Source organism: Desulfosporosinus sp. FKA, assembly GCF_002196785.1.
GTDB lineage: Bacteria > Bacillota > Desulfitobacteriia > Desulfitobacteriales > Desulfitobacteriaceae > Desulfosporosinus > Desulfosporosinus acididurans.
This window is the reverse complement of sequence record NZ_NAHZ01000018.1, coordinates 13,773-31,929: the sequence shown is the minus strand read 5'-3', so window position 1 is coordinate 31,929 and position 18,157 is coordinate 13,773. Positions and strand designations below refer to the sequence as shown.

Here is an 18,157-nt window from a genome sequence, read left to right as displayed (position 1 = left end):
TGGCAGAGAAAACTCCCCTTTAGCCAACAGATTGTTTAATCGTTCCTGCCTGCTTCTGGGGAGCATCCTCCAATTATATTCTTATCCGATGATGATCCTGGCTATTATAACTTTACTGAGAATCCGGTATCATACCTTTTGTTATCAATATTCAGGTAAATATCAAAGTCTCCCGCTAATCCTTCCCTACTGACATAGAATTGGAAGTCGTTGTCTTTTTGCTCTTCAAAGGAGACACAGGCAGCTGTCACATCATGAACTACGGTTGGTATGGAATAGAACTTCACTTCGCTCGCACCTTTTAATTCCAGAAACACTTCCGATCCTTCTTTAAAGGCCGCGCGAAGAGCCAGACGATCCTCCTCCAGAATTAACGATAAATTATGTTTGGCCGGGACTCCGCCTTCGGCATCTTTGAATTTTACTTTTCCGAACTCCGATGTTACGCCAAAGCCGCCCAAAAACTCTCCCTTGCCAAGTGTAAAATGGGTCTTTTCATCATATAAGGAAAGTCTTCTGGCCCGATAATAATTGCCGCCTTGAACTTTCATTTCATACTTCACTTCATCATTTTGGACTTCCACAGTGATGGATTCTAAGGTTAGATGAATATGTTCATCTTTATATTTATTAAGAAGCATAGCTCCCAAACCGTCTGTATGCTTGCCACGGTAAGTCGCAATTCCCCCTGAGTGAATCATATAGTGGCCTTCGCTATAATAATCAACATTACAGATATAGGGAGAATAGAATTCAGCTCCGCGTTCTTTACCGTATTGCCATACTTGTTCGATTTCCATTTTATCTGTGTCGATTCGATAAATCACGCCACGCGAAAAGTTTTCCTCGGGCGGAATCCAAGTTGCTTTATTTTTCGAGCGATAAGTTCCATTATCAAAAACGAAGACATTGCCATTCGGTAAAATTCGGGCAGCATGTTGCTCATATTGCCAGTCAAAATCACCTTTAGTGACATTTTTAAAGAAGTATTTTTGCCATTCTTCGCCCCAGCCTTCAGGATCGCCCAGTATCCAGTTCAATTTCCCACTGTCATAATTAAAATTAATAATGGCATCCTTGTGTCGTCCGGACATCGTAATGGAGTTAGTGGCTTTATCATACCAAACTGCGTTGTTATGGAACCAGTCGTGGTGATTCCAATCCCCCGCGTTGCCCTTTTCCCTGGGCAGAATCTTAAGAAGATCCCAGGATTTAACGATTTCCCCTGTTGTTTTATCGACTTCGACGACATAATCTTCAACCGATTCCTCAAAGTCATTGTCCGAAGCGACTAGGAAATTACCATTTTCCAATTCTATGCCATCATGATGATAACCACCTGGTAAGCGGTATTCTTTATAGATTTTGCCACAGAAATCCATTTCCATGAAGCCAACTGTATAATAGGGCTTTTGGACAGTTCGATAGGATGTGTAAAGAAGTCTTCCGTTTTCTAGTTTTTTAATATCCCAACTTTGTTTGTTAGTGATTATCCATCTTAAATCCCCTGCATAGTCGAAACCAACCGTTTTGGCAGAATCAATTAAGGGAGTTGTCGAGGAGATCAGCATGAGATCCTTGCCGAAATACTCCGGTGTAGTATGACAATACAGAGCTCTGTTAACATTCAATTCTTCGACTTCAATTTTAACGTCGGATGTTTTTCCATTGCCAAGCGTTATCACTACCGTATTGGTGTAATTGTCATATAAGCCGTAAATCGGCAAAATATGTTCTTTACTTGCAGCAAAAGTATGAGTTATATCGCCTTCTTTGGCCTTACCTTTAACCGTAATTTCCGCTGTCGTTGCTTCAGCTGTATTAAAACAAATGACGGCAGAAAGAGGGTTAATCAGATATGGATTTTTGATAACCAGCGGATTTTCCTGGGTATAGCTGCCGGAACGAAATTCAGTTAAAAATCTTTTTTCGGACTCATGTTGTAACGTAATTAGGTGTTTTTCTGTTTCTAAAAAATTTCTCAACGTAATCACTCCTCAATGTTTTTCCTTCCATAACCAGTACCAATTCTCTTTTAACTTATTTCTTCTAACGATTTGCCCCCTGTACGAACACCCCAAATAGCTAATATCGCAGCAGGAACCAAAATCATAATCGCTACAATACTATAGATCCCTACAAACTTATACTGAGCAAAAATCAACGGGATGACCAATTGAAAGGCTGCCGTGGCAAAACGGCCCACGGAATTATGAATCCCTACAGCCGTATTTCGCAGGCTTGTTGGGTATGATTCAGCAATATAACTATAGGAGATAAAGGCAAACGCCATGATTGCCGCGATCAATAGGAACCCAATCAATGAAATCGGCCAAAATCCCGCAACCTTCCCAAACATGACAGCAAGCACACTTGCCAAAGCGCAAAGGATCACCATGGGTATTTTTCTGCCGCCTTTATCCGCAATAAACGAAGAAATATATAAGCCAACCGGAACGCCAATCATCAGAATAAACGAAACTCGCAAACTTTCGGTAACATCTAATCCGCGTTGATTCAAAAGAGTTGTGGTCCAATTTGTGACAACAAAAGTTGCCGGCGTAGTTAACAAGACAAAGGCTAAGAGAACTAAGGTGCGTACAAGATACTTCCTGGAAAACATTCCAGTTATTCTTCCTAACAAACTTTCTTTCTTTCCTGAGGGTAAAGGCACATTTTGTAAACTCACCGGAATGCCGCTAACTTCCCAAACAACTTTTTCCGCCAGGTCGACCTTCCCTTCGGCTACCAGCCAACGCGGTGACTCTTGTAAATATTTTAAGCCAACGACAAAGGGAACCAGCCCCAACCCCCCCAAAACGAGGATATACCGCCACGCCTGCGGACTTAAAGGAATAATCAAACTGCACAATCCGCCAATAATGGGGGCAGCGGTAAATCCCACTGCAGCGGAAAGGCTCTGCCATTTTCCTCGGCATTCAGCCGGGGCCATCTCCGAAAAATAGGCTTGTGAAGTTACCATTAAGCAAAAGACGCCGAATCCCGTTAATGCCCGAAATATTGTAAAGGTCAGCACATTATTGGCGAACCCGTTAAGTATAGAAGCGACTGAAAAGAGGAAAATTGAACCGAGGAACGTTTTTCTGCGACCAATTGAATCAGATATTACCCCCCCCAGGAGGCCTCCGAAAGTCATGGCCATAAAATACACGAAACTTATTCTCCCGATATCGGCCATGGTCAGCCCCCAGGACTTAATCAAAGAAGGTGCAATAAATCCAAAATTCCAATTTGTAATCTGCTCAAAGAAATAAGCTACCATAATGATCATGAAAATCATTTTATGTTTCTTACATACTGTTAAACCATCAAAGTAATTGTTTACCTTTTTTCCGGTTAGAGTACTTACGGAATCGGGCATTTCGGCGATGGAATTTGCTCTTGTTCCAATTGCCATCTTAAATAACCTCCAATTGTCCTTGTATTCTCAAGTACTTATCTAAACAACGATAGATATAGATACCGATTTTTAGAAAATGGAATTTTGCCTAACTCTTAAGTTCGAAGCACTTAAGCTCCTCTATTTCCCTCCCCTGTATTTAAAAATTTCCTGCAGGTTGTCGTCTTAGCGACATTTTAACAGTTAAAGATTTCGCAGAAAATAGCATAGACTATCGTTTTACAATAACCTATGCTGCTATTAAATTTTCGAATAAAGAAAACCAGCTTCCGCCCCTAATACTCTGTCTGCACACATATTGATCTTCTTGCGGCCTAAGTTTATTTTTCCGTTAGAACAACTCAGGGCGAGAGGTTAACACTGCATTCCCTCGCGCCCTGAGTTAAATATAAAACGTGTACTTATATCCACTTGATTAGTAATCAATAACTCTTTCATCATTTGCATAGCTTTCTAATTTGTTCTCATCGAGAATTATAATGCCTTCTTTTTCTTTCTTGATAATACCTTCACTCTTCAAAGCTCTTAATATTTTAGCTACTGTAACCTTATGAATACCTAAGAAACGGCTGATTGTCGCATTAGTGAAGCGCTTATCGACCAGCAGCAAGCCCTGCTCAACTTGAGAATTCGTCAGCAGAAATTTACACAAACGATTTCCTACCTTACCTTCGTTCCTGGCCTGCAAAGAGTCAACTAACTCCCGAACAAGTCCTATCGCCATTTGCAATAATTGGCTTAAGGCAACCGGATCATTTTGCACATATTGCCAAAATATTTCCTTCGGTATTTTATAACAAATGCACTTGCTCTTAGCAATAAAATCATAATCGCTTAATCCATTGTCAAATATCGTTAAGGCTCCTAGCACGGATTGAAATGAATTATTGGATTCCTTAACACCATAAATTACTTCGTCACCCTTTTCTGAAATTAACGTTCGATAACAGGTGCCGCTTATTAAGTAATATACATAATCCATCTTTTCACCTTGCCGGATTATATATGAGCCTTTTTTAAATTCACATTTTACGAGGCCGTCCATTTCCAAAAGCTCCATCATAATTCTCCTCCCACAAAGTTTAAACTAAACCCTTCTCAGTGAACTCGTCCAGCCAAAGCTGAACATCGGGGCTTCAGATACAATAATGTCCAGTGGACATTATTGCCGAGCTGCCTTTCTCAATAGGAATACTTAGCGGCGAAGGAGGACTCTACCCCACCTGAAGTTAACGAAGGACCCTATATCTATCTGGATCAATAGTTAAGAATCACTGACGACAACAGAAATTATATATAACCCACAGTAAATACTAATGATTATGCTCTTTTACTAATTATACGTTTGAGAGAGCATTTTTTCAGCAATTATTGACACTTTCCATCAAATTTAAACTCCAAAACTTCAATTCTGGAAAATTGTTATTGACAGGGGCAATAAGAAAAGTTAATTTTAAATTCAACGTGCTGTCTTAGCGAAAATCCATAAATTGTAATTTAGTAAAATCCGTTATTGTCACAAATAGAATCTTAAATTAACTCAATGCAAAATTAAGCTGACAATGGAGTGAAGACCAATGAATCGATTATTTGTCTTAGGAACCGGACATGCTGGAGTAACTAAGTGCTACAACACATGTTTTGCCCTCGCAAATGAGAACAATGAATATCTATTAGTCGATGCCGGAGGTGGTAATGGCATCTTGGCAGCTTTAGAAAAAGTCGGTATTGATTTAACCGAGATTCATCACGTTTTTGTAAGCCATAAGCATTCCGACCATCTGCTCGGGATAGTTTGGATTATTCGAATGATCGCTTCGTCCATGCTATCAGGTCAGTATCACGATAACCTAAAGATTTATTGCCATGAGGAGTTAATTAACAATATCATTACTCTCGTAGAATCTACACTTGATAAAAAATTAACGGACATAATCGGGAATCGAATTATTCTTGTCCCTGTTACCGATGGGCAAGTGAAAAACCTCATAGGTCAAAACTTTACCTTCTTCGATATTCACTCCACCAAGGTAAAACAGTTTGGTTTTACTGTTAAACTGAGTGACGGAAAAGTTCTGACCTTTTTAGGCGACGAACCTTTTAACCAATTATGTAAGAGATATGTCTTAAACAGCGATTGGCTTTTATGTGAGGCTTTCTGTCTATATGATGGCCGAGAAAAATTCAAACCCTATGAGAAACATCACAGCACGGTTAAAGATGCTTGTGAACTTGCTGCTCACCTTAATGCTAAAAACCTTGTACTATGGCATACAGAAGACACGAATATAACTCATCGAAAAGAGCTATATACAGCCGAGGGGAAAAAATACTACTGCGGAAATCTCTACGTTCCCGATGACCTAAATGTTATCACACTATAATCTTGTTTCAACGAGGTTTCATACGCTGTTTCCACCTGTCCGTGAGGCCTCCCACGGTGTCCGTTTAGCAATTGTATTCGTGTTCCACGGGCCGGAACTTTATTCCAACCATCAACAGAAATGATACAATTATGCGCATTCCTGACTTTTCCCTTTTTAATTTTCGTACCATAATAAAACAGCTCCTTATTCTATGCTGATATTATTCAGCCACAGAACAAGGAGCAATGTGAGGGCAACCCCCATTTGTTTCAGCACCCTACCGCCGTTTTAAATACAGCAGGAAAGCCCGGTGTAATAAAGGCTGCAGGGGATAGTCCCAAGCACCAATCATTTCACAGGCCTCGCCTCCAAAGCCCAATTTAAATCGCAACAACCCAAACAGGTGGTCAGATTCATCCAGAGTAGGGCTGATGCCTCTGAAATCATAAGTGTGAGCTTTAAGCTGATAAGCATCCTGAATCATACGCCACTGGATAGCATGATTAGGGGCCTTCTCCCGTTTTACGTTACTGCTGGACCCGTAAAGATACCATGAGTGGAAATTGGAATGGACGGCTAAGGTAGCAGCCAATAATTCCTCTTCATCTTCCGCCATATAAAGGGTAATACGGTCCGCTGCTTCGGCCTTTAATGACTGGTACATATTAGAAAAGTAGGAGAAACTGCGCACCTTGAATTGATCCCGTTCTGAAGTTACCTTCAGCAACTCATAAAAAGCCGGTAAATCCTGCTCTGTCCCGACTCGGACCTTGACGCCTAAACGATCAGCCTTTTTAACGTTGCGCCTCCAGTTAGTATGAAAACAGGCGAAGACCTCATCCAAGCTGCGCCCCTTTAAGGGCAGGCGGTAAACATATTCGGGTTGGGACACGGCGAAACCCGTATCACCTTGCTGCTTCTGCCAACCAATTTGCCTTAATTGCTGCTGCACCTGTTTAGCCGTTCTGTAGTCCTCATCAGGTGGCAAATCACGCAAAACTTTTCCCGAGCTGCCCTGTTCGCGAGCTTGCTCTAAGAACTTTTTAATTGTAGGAGTATACCATTTTGCCTGTACCACAGGTGGATCGATTTTAACACTGAAAACATGCTTGCTTTTCAAATAAGCAAAAAAAGGTTCAAACCATTCCTTGAGGTTAGAGCTCTGCCAGTCAATAATCGGGCCGCGGGGACAATAAGCCAGGTAGCGGTTAAGGTAAGGCATTTTCCGATATAAAACCAAACCACACCCTGCCAATTTGTTATCCGAGGTGAACCACCCCAATAAATCGCTGGTCCACTCAGCTTTAACTTTGGACCAGGAAGGATACTGCATAAAATTACCTAAATCGGCTTGAGAAATAAACGAATAATAGGTTTCTTCACTTATTTTATCAACTTTTAACATCAAGAAAATTACACTCCATTATAAAAACACAAAGCCAAGGGTTATACGTCTTTCTCTATACCTGTTCCAGCAGACTAAAATACAGTATTTTGCGATTTACCCGTCGTAAAAAGGCTTTATATTTTTTTAGTTTTAAATTCGGCTATAAAAAGGGGCCAAAATAACCGTATTAACTATTTTACCACAATTATGATGTTTAGACTTCATCAATTTCATCTTACTGAAATAAAATAATTCAAAAGCCAGAGAGTAAACTCTCTGGCTATGACTTCCTTAACTGTTTTCTAAATCAATAACAGTCACAACGTGCTGCTTCGTCTTATTGACCTGCTAATCTCCTGTAGCTTTCCAGTCTTTCAGCGGAATCCTGTTCGGTTTTTTCAAATATAGCCTCGGCTACCTCAGGGAATTTCTTTTTCAGAGAAGAATAACGCACTTCTCCCATCAGGAATTCCTGTAAGTTCAGCGTTGGTTCTTTGGAATCGAGCGCAAATGCCTTTTTGCCCGCATCCTTCAATTGAGGATTGTAGCGATACAGCGACCAATAACCACTTTCCACGGCCCGTTTAGCTTCCAACTGACTACATCCCATACCCACCTTAAGCCCATGATTGATACAAGGTGCGTAAGCAATAATCAAGGATGGTCCCGGATAAGCTTCTGCTTCAGCGATGGCTTTAAGAGTTTGATTCTTATCAGCACCCATAGAAATTTGTGCGACATAGACATGTCCATAACTCATGGCCATCATACCAAGATCCTTCTTCTTAGTACGTTTACCGCTCGCAGCTAACTTAGCCATCGCGGCTGTGGGCGTAGATTTGGAGGACTGCCCCCCCGTATTGGAATAGACTTCGGTATCAAAAACCAGAACATTCACATCTTGACCCGATGCCAAGACATGATCTAAGCCGCCAAAACCAATGTCATAAGCCCAGCCGTCCCCACCAAAGATCCATTGGGATCTCTTGACCATAAAATCTTTATTCTTGAAGATTTCATTAAGCAGCGGATTATTGCCTTTATTTTTTTCCAGTAGGGCGATGAGTTTATCTGCTCTGACACGGGTGTCTTCACCTTGATCAATATTTTCCAACCACTCTTCACAGGCAGTGTTGAATTCTGTTCCAATATTTAATTTAACCGCTTCTCGGATGTCCTGGGCTAATTTCGCCCGGACTTGATTTAGGCCAAGTAACATGCCTAGCCCATATTCGGCGTTATCTTCAAATAACGAATTACCCCAGGCTGGTCCATGCCCGCTATGATTTTTGGTATAAGGCATAGATGGTGCACTAGCGCCCCAAACGGAAGAACAACCTGTAGCATTGGCAATCATCATCCTGTCGCCAAACAATTGAGTCACGAGTTTAGCATACGGAGTTTCGCCACACCCTGCGCAAGCACCAGAAAATTCAAGAAGTGGTTGCTCAAATTGACTACTTTTTACAGTAAGCGTATTTGAGGGATTGACTTTTGGCGATACAGTCAGAGCATAATTCCATAACTCAGCTTGCTCAAGTTGGGTTTCGAGGGGCTTCATTTCTAAGGCTTTTTGTTTGGCTGGACAAATCTGGGCACAGTTTCCACAGCCTGTACAATCGTAGACTGAAAGGGCCATGCGAAAGTTCAAACCCTTCGCACCACTGGCGGCAACACTTACGAAACCTGCAGGAGCGTTTTTCATTTCTTCTTCATTGATCAGCACAGGTCTGATAGCAGCATGGGGACATACATAAGAACATTGATTACACTGAATACAATGTTCCGGTATCCAGCAAGGAACATTAACGGCAATACCGCGTTTTTCAAAAGCTGCAGTACCCATTGGGAAGGTGCCGTCTTCCATACCAACAAAAGCACTAACCGGCAATTGATCACCTTCTTGCCTGTTCATGGGAATCAAAATATTTTTAATAAATGTTGGCACGTTATCCTCAGTCCTGCTTTTATCTTGAGCCTTTTCCCAGGAAGCGGGAATACTAATTTTCACGATGCCTTGCACCCCTTTATCGATGGCATCATGGTTCATCTTGACAACTTTTTCACCTTTAGCGCCATAGGATTTTACGACAGCATCTTTCAAGTATTTCACTGCATCTTCCACGGGAATAATATTGGCAATCTTGAAAAAGGCAGCCTGCATGATCATATTAATTCTTCCACCCAGACCAACTTTTTGAGCGATACCAATCGCATCTAAGGTATAAAAATTAATATTCTTCTTGAAAATGTAACACTTCATAGCTGCCGGTAGATTCTCATCCAGTTCTTGCTCCGTCCAATTACAATTCAAAAGGAAATTTCCGCCCTGCTTTAGGCCTTCTAATACGTTATATTTATCGACATATGACTGGTTATGGCAAGCGATGAAATTCGCTTTATTGATCAAGTAAGGAGATTTTATGGGGCTTTTACCAAAGCGCAAATGAGAAATTGTAACACCACCGGATTTCTTAGAATCATAAGCAAAATACGCTTGGGCATACATATCGGTATGATCGCCAATAATGGCAATAGCACTTTTATTAGCGCCAACTGTTCCATCCGAACCGAGTCCCCAGAATTTACAAGCCGTCGTTCCAGGCGCAGTGGTATCGATATCTTCACCAAACGGCAAGGAGGTATTAGTAACGTCATCCACAATACCCACGGTGAAATTGTCCTTGGGCTGCTGTTGGTTCAGATTTTCAAAAATCCCTTGAATGTGGCCAGGAACAACATCTTTGCCACCAACGCCACAGCGACCGCCAACGATTGTCGGCTGCCATTCTCTACCATAAAATGCTGCTTTAACATCCAAATACAGCGGTTCTGCCAAAGCCCCCGGCTCTTTCGTTCTGTCCAAAACCGCAATCTTTTTCACAGTTTTAGGAATGTACTTTAAGAAATGTTCTAGGGAAAAAGGTCTGTACAAATGAACCGTCAATAGACCTACTTTCTCGCCATGGGCGTTCAAATAATCAACAGTTTCCTCTATAGCTTCACATACCGAACCCATAGCTATAATCATTCGTTCAGCATCAGGTGCACCATAGAAATTAAAAAGATGATAATCCCGACCTGTAAGTTTATTGATCTCAGCCATATAGTTTTCCACTATCTCAGGAAGAGCTTGGTAATATCGATTGGAAACTTCTCGTTGCTGAAAATAGATATCTGAGTTTTGGACTGTCCCTTTGATAACCGGATGATCAGGATTTAGTGCTCTTCTTCTAAATTCATCGACAGCATCCTGATCGATCAGTTGAGCCAATTCATCATAGTCAAGGACTTCTATTTTTTGCATTTCATGCGACGTCCGAAATCCATCGAAAAAGTTTAGAAATGGGACTCGTCCTTTAATGGCAGACAAATGAGCTACTGCTGCCAAATCCATGACTTGCTGCACACTGCTTTCAGCAAGCAAAGCAAAGCCAGTTTGGCGAGTAGCCATTACATCTTGATGATCACCAAAGATAGAGATTGCATTTGCCCCAAGCGCTCGAGAACTGACATGAAACACCGCGGGTAAAAGTTCACCTGCGATTTTATACATGTTGGGGATCATTAACAACAGACCTTGGGATGAAGTATACGTCGTCGTTAACGCGCCGGCATGCAAGGAACCATGAACGGCTCCCGCTGCACCTGCTTCTGACTGCATTTCAACAAGTTTTAACGTTTGGCCAAAAATGTTTTTACGACCCTGGGTGGACCATTCATCCGCATGCTCGGCCATATTTGTTGATGGGGTAATGGGGTATATGGCCGCTACATCGGTAAAAGCATAAGATATGTGAGCCGCAGCTGTATTCCCGTCCATCGTTTGCATCGTTCTTGTCATGAAAATTTGTCCTTCTTTCGATTCTTTCTGATTTTGAAATAAAATAGAGGTTATGGATTGATTCATAACCTCTCTGGAAGATGTTAAATCACGGCCATGGGGATTCTATTTAGCAACCTCTTGTGTGGTCTCTAATTCCTGGTTTGTCTGTCTTTTTCCCATACCAAAGGCATAATAACCCACAATGACAATCAGGAGGAATACTGCTCCCACTATTAATGATAAATGAGTATCAGGATTGAACCACATTCCAACCAAGACGAGTGCCAAAAATATAATGGTGATATAATTGCTGATTGGAAATAAGGGAGACTTAAAGGGATGATCATTGATTTCATTTTTCCATTTCTCCCTGAACTTAAATTGACTGAACGCTAAGGCAAACCACGGAACCATTCCTGGAAGAATACTGGCACTATAAATATAGATAAACAATTTTGAATTTGGAGCTATGACATTTAACAAAACTCCCAACAATAAACAGGCAATCGTCGTTGCAATACTATTTCTGGGCACACCACTTTTAGATACTTTACCAAAGAATTTAGGTGCTTGGCCATTACTGGCTAAGGTATAGAGCATTCTTGCCGCACTATAAATCCCACTATTACACCCTGACATAGCTGCTGTGAGGACAACAAAATTAATGATGCCGGCAGCGGCAACAATCCCTACTTTAGCAAAAGTCAACACAAAGGGACTGCCTAGTATACTTATTTGATTCCAAGGATAAATGGTAACAATGACAAAAATAGCACCCACATAAAAGATCAAAATACGCCAGATGATATTCTTAATGGCTTTTTGCAGCGTTCGTTTAGGATTTTCCGCTTCACCTGCTGTAATCCCTACTAATTCTACGCCTTGGAAGGCTGCCGTTACGATACAGAGGGAAAATAAGAAACCGTTGAGCCCACCGGCGAAAAACCCGCCATGGCTCCAGAGATTTGAAAGACCAATGGGATGACCACCGTTACCTAACCCGAAAAAAATCACGCCTGTACCAATAACCAACATAAAGACAATGGCGATGACTTTGATCATAGCAAACCAAAATTCGAATTCTCCATAATATTTCACAGCAGCTAAATTTGCTGCCGCAACGATTCCTACCCCGACCAAAGCCGGCAGCCAGTGAGGAATGCTCGGAAACCAATAGTTTACATAAATCCCGATTGCAGTTACTTCCGACATCCCCACCGTAACCCATAAGAACCAATAACTCCAAGCGGTCATAAATCCAGCCAATGGGCTTATATACTTATTCGCGAAGGTAGCAAAGGAACCTGTCACTGGTTCGAGAAACAGCATTTCTCCCATGATACGCATGACAAAAAACATAATGATCCCAGCCAAGGCATAGGCCAGTAACACAGAGGGTCCAGCCCATTTTATGGTACTCGCCGACCCCATAAACAAACCAACGCCAATCGTGCCGCCGAGTGCAATCAATTCAATATGCCGAGCCTTAAGTCCTCTGGTTAATTGTTTTTCTTGCATTATTACACGTCCTTCTTATCGAATATTTACCTTATACTGACGTTGTTCCATTAATTGCTTTATAGTCTGAATTTGTTCCTCATCTGCAGTTTCCAGTTCCAACTCCACTCTCGCACAACCCAAAGCCACATCTCTATTTTCCCTGCTATGTGTAACAGCAAGTACATTCGCGCCTGCATTAGCAACTAACTGCAACAATTGCCAGAGCACGCCCGGCTTGTCTGAAATAACAGTGTCAAAAAACACCTTTCGTCCAGACTTAACGAGTCCCTTGTTAATGATGCGTGTCATAGTATTGACATCAATATTTCCGCCACTGATTACCGCTGCTATCTTACGGTTTTTGTAGTCAGAAAGCCTATTCAGGACAGCGGCAACACTTGCAGCACCAGCACCTTCAGCGACAGTCTTGACCTTTTCGAGTAACAATAAAATTGTACTCGCTATTTCTTCCTCATCGACCGTAACGATATCATCGACATAGCGCTGACAGATATCAAAGCTCAAATCCCCGGGTGTTTTGACAGCGATGCCATCAGCGATGGTCGGGATTCCATCAACAGTTACTACCTGCTTCTGGGCGATTGATTCCGCCATGCCAGGGCAATTTTTAGTCTGCACTCCAATAATTTTTATTTTCGGGTTTAATTCTTTTATAGCCACCGCCATCCCGGAGATTAGGCCGCCTCCACCGATTGGCACGACCACCACTTCGACATCTGGCAAATCCTCTAACATTTCTAAGGCAATTGTTCCCTGCCCCGCCATGACCAAAGGATCATTAAAGGGGTGAACAAAGGTGGCGTTTTCTTCCGCCTGAATTCGTTTGGCCTCTGCATAGGCATCATCGTAAATATCGCCAGATAAGACTACGTTTGCTCCATACCCACGCGTAGCAATCACCTTGGACAACGGCGCATGCTTCGGCATGACAATGGTCGACTTGATACCGAACGTGGTTGCTGCAAGAGCTACCCCCTGGGCATGATTCCCGGCAGAAGAAGCGATGACTCCATTTTTCTTTTCAGATTCACTTAAATTCGCTATTTTGTTGTAGGCCCCCCTGACTTTAAACGAACCTGTACGTTGGAGGTTTTCCATTTTTAGATAAACACTATTGCCGCTCATCTCGCTGATGATATTGGAATATGCCAATCCCGTTCTACAAATCACGCCATTTAGTGTTTCTCGAGCCCTTTGTATTTCTTTCAATGAGGCCGACATTTCATCACGTCCTTATTTGTTTTGGTAGGATGCAACAAGTTCAATTTCTACCAAAGCCCCTTTTGGCAAGCTGGCGACACCGACACAAGAGCGAGCTGGTAAAGTCTTCGTAAAGTATTGTTCATAAACTTTATTAACAGCAGCGAAATCTCCCATATCGAGAATAAAAATAGTGGTTTTTATAACATTATCAAAGTCTAACCCTGCTTCTTGAATAACCTGTTTTAAGTTTTCCATGACCTGTTTCGTCTGAGCTTCAACTCCACCCTCGACAAAAACACCCGTTTTAGGATCAATGGGGATCTGACCCGACGTGTAGAGGTAACCTCCAGCCTTTATAGCTTGGGAATAGGCACCGACAGCTTTAGGAGCTTTTTCTGTTTTGATCGCTTCGTTCATAATAATTTCTCCTTGTCTTTTATTTGTACCCCATAATCTATATTTCAATCAGAGTAACCACTGCTTACAATACAGTGTTTTTCATCACTACACTGCTGCAATCAAGGGAACCCCGAAAAGTAGCAAGAACCATTTAGAGATAAGTAATTTAATTTGTTTTCATAGCTAAATATCTATAAATTGTGCTTTCCGAGGTCCTTAAAGTCGCAGCCACCTTCGCAATTGCACCTTTTATCTTGAAAATTCCGTCTTCACGAAGTTCTTGAACAATTGCACTTTTTTCTTCGCTGGACATTCTTTCTGCAGAAATCTTGTACTTGGTTATTATGTTCTTTATCGCATCATCAACCACGCTATCCAAAGACGTGCTTAATGACTCTTTTACCTCTTCAGTGTCATCCATACGAACTACATTACCCAACATTGCAGTTAATGGAAATTCAATTGGAATTTTATTAATGAGATCATCGGGAGAATTTAAGATATTCACACAGAGCATTCCTATCAATTCACCCTTTGCATCTTTAATTTTATAGGTCGAAGATATTAAATTTTCGCCGCTGGCAGTACGGCTTCGATAATTCACAAGGGCATTTTGATTCAAAAAGGTCTTTTGTTGTAATAACTTAAATCCCAGATCTGTTAAAGGGCATCCTATATACCGCCCACTTATATATCCATTACGAATTGCAATCACAGAGTTTTCTACATCTATAATATCGTGCAAAACCACTTCGCAATGGGGACCGATGATGTCTGCAATAAAATCCACGAGGGGAATGTATAAATTTAACACCTCTTTGTAGTCCATAAATTCATCTTCTTTCTGTAATTCTGTATATTTTATATATTCGAGATATAATAAGAATTTCCTCCTATGATAATAATTTTTTATTACTTTTTCTCGCAGGATGGTGCAAAAACGAAAAGAGCATCGTCATAAACAATGCTCAATCTACCTATAAACAAGCTGGCCTCTAGCTTACAGCTGTTTGGAATATGGATGTGAAGTTATCAATCATCTCGCGAGGCTCGTTCTGATATTTATTTCCTTCCAAAAAGAACTACAAAATTATAATATTTGTAAACGCAATCTACATCTAAGAAACCACTATCCTCTATCCATTTCAGTTGGTCTGATAATGTTGACATTTTATCTAAATTTGCTCTTTCATATGCTGATTGAATTTCTTCCTTAGACAAGCCGCTGCTTTCGACTTTATTTTTCCAATCGTTTTTGTACAACGATTCCATGAAGTGGGTTTCCCCCAGAACTTGGTCTGCATTAATGAAAACTCCGTCCTGATTTAAACTAGAATAGATATTTTGATATAACTGTTTTTTCTCATCACCAGATAAATGGTGTATTGAAAGTGAAGAAATCACGACATCATACTTTCTATCGAATTTAATCTTGGTATAGTCATCAATTATGTACGTGACATTCTGATTAGCGACAAACCTTTCTTTTGCCATATCTAACATTTTTTCAGATAGGTCAATCAAAGTCACAAAGGCATCCGGATATTTCTCCAATATGAAAGAAGATAATAAGCCAGTTCCAGCACCAATGTCTAATATTTTGGGGTTTTTAGTTTTAGTTTCTGCAAGTGAAATTGCTATAGAATAGAAATCATCAAAACAGGGAATAAGCTTTTTTCTTTGACCATCATACTGACTGGCATTTTCATCAAATTTAATTTTTACATCACTGCGTTCAAAACTCATAGAGCACCTTCTTCACTTTTTTATCATTTAAACTTGGTATTATTGAGAAAACTTAATTGTCATGACACTTCAAAAATATAGCAATAGTTTCCTTTCAGGTAACATTATATCATTAAAATAAACAAGAGGTAAAGGTTATTTTAATCGGGGTATTCAAAATAATCTTTGATGTCTCTAAAGTTATCTCATAGCCTTTAGCGTATAATAAGCAATTCCGATTGCTCCTGGTCCAACATGTAATCCAATGACTGGACCAATATCCATTATATCTACGACTACTTTAAGATGTTCTTTAATCACGTTTGCAAGCTCTTTTGCTTCGTCCAGACAATTGATATGATGAACAACAACCTCACCTAAATCAAAGCTGTTTATATCCTGCAGCATTGTATCAATCATAGCCAAAACTGCATTTTTCTTAGTTCTTACCTTCATCATAACTGTTGTCTTGCCGTTTTCCACAGTCAATATCGGGATAATTTTAAATAGATTTCCCAGCAAAGCACTTGCGCCGCCAATTCTTCCACCCTTTTTTAAGTAGTCTAAGTTCTCAGGAATAAATAAGAACCGACTTCTTTTAATATTGTCTAATGCCGCTTCTTTAACCTGCTCCAAGGACTTACCCGCTTGTGCTGCTCTCGCTGCTATGACAACAGCGAAGCCAAGCTGCATACAGTTGGACCTAGAATCAACAATCTCTATCATAGCATTCTCATGTTTTTCCAAAACCATCTTTCTTACTATTTGCCCTGTTGAAAAAGTACCGCTCATATCAGATGATAAGAAAATACAGCATAGACTATCACCCTTCTCTACCACATCAAGCATTTCTCTATACATATCCCCCATTGAAGGTTGTGAGGATGTTGGAATTCCATTCGAGGCCATCATTTTATAAAACCGATCATTATCCATGTCAATTTCTCTCATGCTGTCATTTCCGTAAGAAAGATTTAAAGATACCATTTTAATATTTAACTCTTTTCTGATCTTTTCACTCAAATAGCTTGTGCTATCTGTTAAAACAATCACAGACATCCTCTTATCTCACTTTCATCACTTGCCTATTTTGTATTCCGACATACATTTTAAGCTGATTTTTTATGATAGTATTATTGCCACAAAATAAGCTACCCTCTGCACATAATTTTGTAAAAATGCTTAAGGATATAAAGAATCCTAACAAGGCAGCTAAAAAAAGAATAACACCAGAAAATATAACCCAACAGTCAGGAAAAAGGCAAAAACAGCTCCCAAAAGTGTAAGTGCCTTATTCTATCATAAAGAATGATATTGCAAAATCACAATATCAGACAAGTAAGACAGTGACTAGAACAAAATATATTAAGCCATCTTCTTAGAAGATGGCTATTAATATTAAAATGACCATTCAGATTGATTATAGCTAAGAATTTACTCGCTTAACAAATTACCTTTATAGAAAAAGGTCCCCGTACCTTTGGCGATGATCTGACCTTTTTCGTCTTCCAAACTTGCTTCGGTAAAATAGACAGTTTTACCTGACCTAATAACCTGTCCAACAGCAAGGATCTTATTGCTAGCTCTTCCAGGAGATAGGTAGGAAATATTGATGTTACCAGTTACAACTGTAACTCCCTTTGTAAAACAAGCCATTCCCATACACACATCGATCAGAGTGGCAGTTGCTCCGCCATGAAGAGTTCCGACCACGTTTAAATTACTTTTTTCCACGACCATTTCGGCAGTAAATTTCCCTTGTCCAATGGCTACGATTTTAATACCTGTCAAATGCGCATAATGGTTATCCCGATATAACTCTAAGATTTTAGCAAAAATGTCCGGCTCCAATCCCAGGTTTTTAACATCTAAGTCCATTTGCGTTTTTGAAATACTCATTTTTCCCCTCGCTTAATCTACTTGAAGACGTTACAGCCTTCCCCATACTTGAATGATCCAAGAACTATTGGCCCCCATCTTCAAGTCCATGTTTTTTAGGTTTTATGTTATATTTCCAGATGCCAGCAAAACTATCATAGCTCATTCCGCTAACTGTTCTCCGTACTATATCGTGAATTTCAAGGCCCTCTTGTTTCGGCTTTTTCACTGATGTCTGACCAGAGTCTGCTAATCCAGCCATTTCAACTATAGCTAATTTCTCTTTTAATAATCAAATTCCCTTCATTGTTCTCATGTTCTCAATTGTATTTTTTGCTTTGTCCTCAATAATAAATTTCATACACCGTCACTCCTTTAGTTCACGATTGTAAATTCCCCACTAACCCCCTCCGTCTACCTTTATCAAGAGG

13 protein-coding genes are annotated in these 18,157 nt (G+C 40.5%); 1 reads left to right on the top strand and 12 read right to left on the bottom strand.

Annotation, left to right across the window (positions count from 1 at the left end):
• Positions 1–104: 104 nt before the first annotated feature.
• The 3 genes from B5771_RS05625 to B5771_RS05615 all read right to left on the bottom strand — a co-directional run bounded on the left by B5771_RS05625 (position 105) and on the right by B5771_RS05615 (position 4,484).
• On the bottom strand, positions 105–1,985 hold the full coding sequence (locus B5771_RS05625; protein WP_088186666.1) for an aryl-sulfate sulfotransferase: 1,881 nt from the start codon (positions 1,983–1,985) through the stop codon (positions 105–107).
• Positions 1,986–2,035: 50 nt separating this feature from the next.
• Positions 2,036–3,418 carry an MFS transporter gene (locus B5771_RS05620; protein WP_088186665.1) on the bottom strand — a complete coding sequence of 461 codons (1,383 nt, stop codon included), beginning with the start codon at positions 3,416–3,418 and terminating at the stop codon, positions 2,036–2,038.
• A 418-nt stretch (positions 3,419–3,836) separates the two neighbouring features.
• The gene (locus tag B5771_RS05615) at positions 3,837–4,484 is read right to left on the bottom strand and encodes a Crp/Fnr family transcriptional regulator (protein WP_242966753.1); all 648 of its coding nucleotides are present in this window, start codon (positions 4,482–4,484) and stop codon (positions 3,837–3,839) included.
• 514 nt (positions 4,485–4,998) lie between these two features.
• Here B5771_RS05615 and B5771_RS05610 point away from each other — a divergent pair.
• Positions 4,999–5,805 (top strand): MBL fold metallo-hydrolase, encoded by an 807-nt coding sequence (locus B5771_RS05610; protein WP_088186664.1) that lies wholly within the window; start codon positions 4,999–5,001, stop codon positions 5,803–5,805.
• Between the two features lie 259 nt (positions 5,806–6,064).
• On the opposite strand, the gene B5771_RS05605 is transcribed toward B5771_RS05610, so the two are convergent.
• From B5771_RS05605 to B5771_RS05565, 9 genes are all read right to left on the bottom strand, one after another.
• The gene (locus B5771_RS05605; RefSeq protein ID WP_088186663.1) at positions 6,065–7,192 is read right to left on the bottom strand and encodes a peptidoglycan bridge formation glycyltransferase FemA/FemB family protein; all 1,128 of its coding nucleotides are present in this window, start codon (positions 7,190–7,192) and stop codon (positions 6,065–6,067) included.
• Positions 7,193–7,511: 319 nt separating this feature from the next.
• Positions 7,512–11,018 (bottom strand): pyruvate:ferredoxin (flavodoxin) oxidoreductase, encoded by a 3,507-nt coding sequence (gene nifJ, locus B5771_RS05600; protein WP_088186732.1) that lies wholly within the window; start codon positions 11,016–11,018, stop codon positions 7,512–7,514.
• 105 nt (positions 11,019–11,123) lie between these two features.
• Positions 11,124–12,518, bottom strand: coding sequence for an amino acid permease (locus B5771_RS05595; RefSeq protein WP_088186662.1), 1,395 nt, complete (start codon positions 12,516–12,518; stop codon positions 11,124–11,126).
• A 15-nt stretch (positions 12,519–12,533) separates the two neighbouring features.
• A complete protein-coding gene (gene ilvA, locus B5771_RS05590; RefSeq protein ID WP_088186661.1) occupies positions 12,534–13,742 on the bottom strand; it encodes a threonine ammonia-lyase in 1,209 nt (402 codons plus the stop codon).
• A gap of 12 nt (positions 13,743–13,754) precedes the next feature.
• Positions 13,755–14,141: a RidA family protein gene (locus B5771_RS05585; protein WP_088186660.1), complete on the bottom strand. Its 387-nt coding sequence runs from the start codon at positions 14,139–14,141 to the stop codon at positions 13,755–13,757.
• Between the two features lie 148 nt (positions 14,142–14,289).
• On the bottom strand, positions 14,290–14,952 hold the full coding sequence (locus tag B5771_RS05580; protein ID WP_088186659.1) for a PAS domain-containing protein: 663 nt from the start codon (positions 14,950–14,952) through the stop codon (positions 14,290–14,292).
• Positions 14,953–15,185: 233 nt separating this feature from the next.
• Positions 15,186–15,869, bottom strand: a complete 684-nt coding sequence (locus B5771_RS05575) for a class I SAM-dependent methyltransferase (RefSeq protein ID WP_088186658.1) — start codon at positions 15,867–15,869, stop codon at positions 15,186–15,188.
• A gap of 180 nt (positions 15,870–16,049) precedes the next feature.
• The gene (locus B5771_RS05570; protein ID WP_088186657.1) at positions 16,050–16,907 is read right to left on the bottom strand and encodes a DegV family protein; all 858 of its coding nucleotides are present in this window, start codon (positions 16,905–16,907) and stop codon (positions 16,050–16,052) included.
• Positions 16,908–17,282: 375 nt separating this feature from the next.
• The gene (locus tag B5771_RS05565) at positions 17,283–17,747 is read right to left on the bottom strand and encodes a PaaI family thioesterase (RefSeq protein WP_088186656.1); all 465 of its coding nucleotides are present in this window, start codon (positions 17,745–17,747) and stop codon (positions 17,283–17,285) included.
• Positions 17,748–18,157: the final 410 nt, after the last annotated feature.

Excerpts from the sequence above, each read along its gene's own strand:
- B5771_RS05620 (WP_088186665.1), bottom strand. The coding sequence starts at position 3,418 with ATGGCAATTGGAACAAGAGCAAATTCCATCGCCGAAATGCCCGATTCC.
- B5771_RS05615 (WP_242966753.1), bottom strand. The coding sequence starts at position 4,484 with ATGATGGAGCTTTTGGAAATGGACGGCCTCGTAAAATGTGAATTTAAA.
- B5771_RS05610 (WP_088186664.1), top strand. The coding sequence starts at position 4,999 with ATGAATCGATTATTTGTCTTAGGAACCGGACATGCTGGAGTAACTAAG.
- B5771_RS05605 (WP_088186663.1), bottom strand. The coding sequence starts at position 7,192 with ATGTTAAAAGTTGATAAAATAAGTGAAGAAACCTATTATTCGTTTATT.
- nifJ (WP_088186732.1), bottom strand. The coding sequence starts at position 11,018 with ATGACAAGAACGATGCAAACGATGGACGGGAATACAGCTGCGGCTCAC.
- B5771_RS05595 (WP_088186662.1), bottom strand. The coding sequence starts at position 12,518 with ATGCAAGAAAAACAATTAACCAGAGGACTTAAGGCTCGGCATATTGAA.
- ilvA (WP_088186661.1), bottom strand. The coding sequence starts at position 13,742 with ATGTCGGCCTCATTGAAAGAAATACAAAGGGCTCGAGAAACACTAAAT.
- B5771_RS05585 (WP_088186660.1), bottom strand. The coding sequence starts at position 14,141 with ATGAACGAAGCGATCAAAACAGAAAAAGCTCCTAAAGCTGTCGGTGCC.
- B5771_RS05580 (WP_088186659.1), bottom strand. The coding sequence starts at position 14,952 with ATGGACTACAAAGAGGTGTTAAATTTATACATTCCCCTCGTGGATTTT.
- B5771_RS05575 (WP_088186658.1), bottom strand. The coding sequence starts at position 15,869 with ATGAGTTTTGAACGCAGTGATGTAAAAATTAAATTTGATGAAAATGCC.
- B5771_RS05570 (WP_088186657.1), bottom strand. The coding sequence starts at position 16,907 with ATGTCTGTGATTGTTTTAACAGATAGCACAAGCTATTTGAGTGAAAAG.
- B5771_RS05565 (WP_088186656.1), bottom strand. The coding sequence starts at position 17,747 with ATGAGTATTTCAAAAACGCAAATGGACTTAGATGTTAAAAACCTGGGA.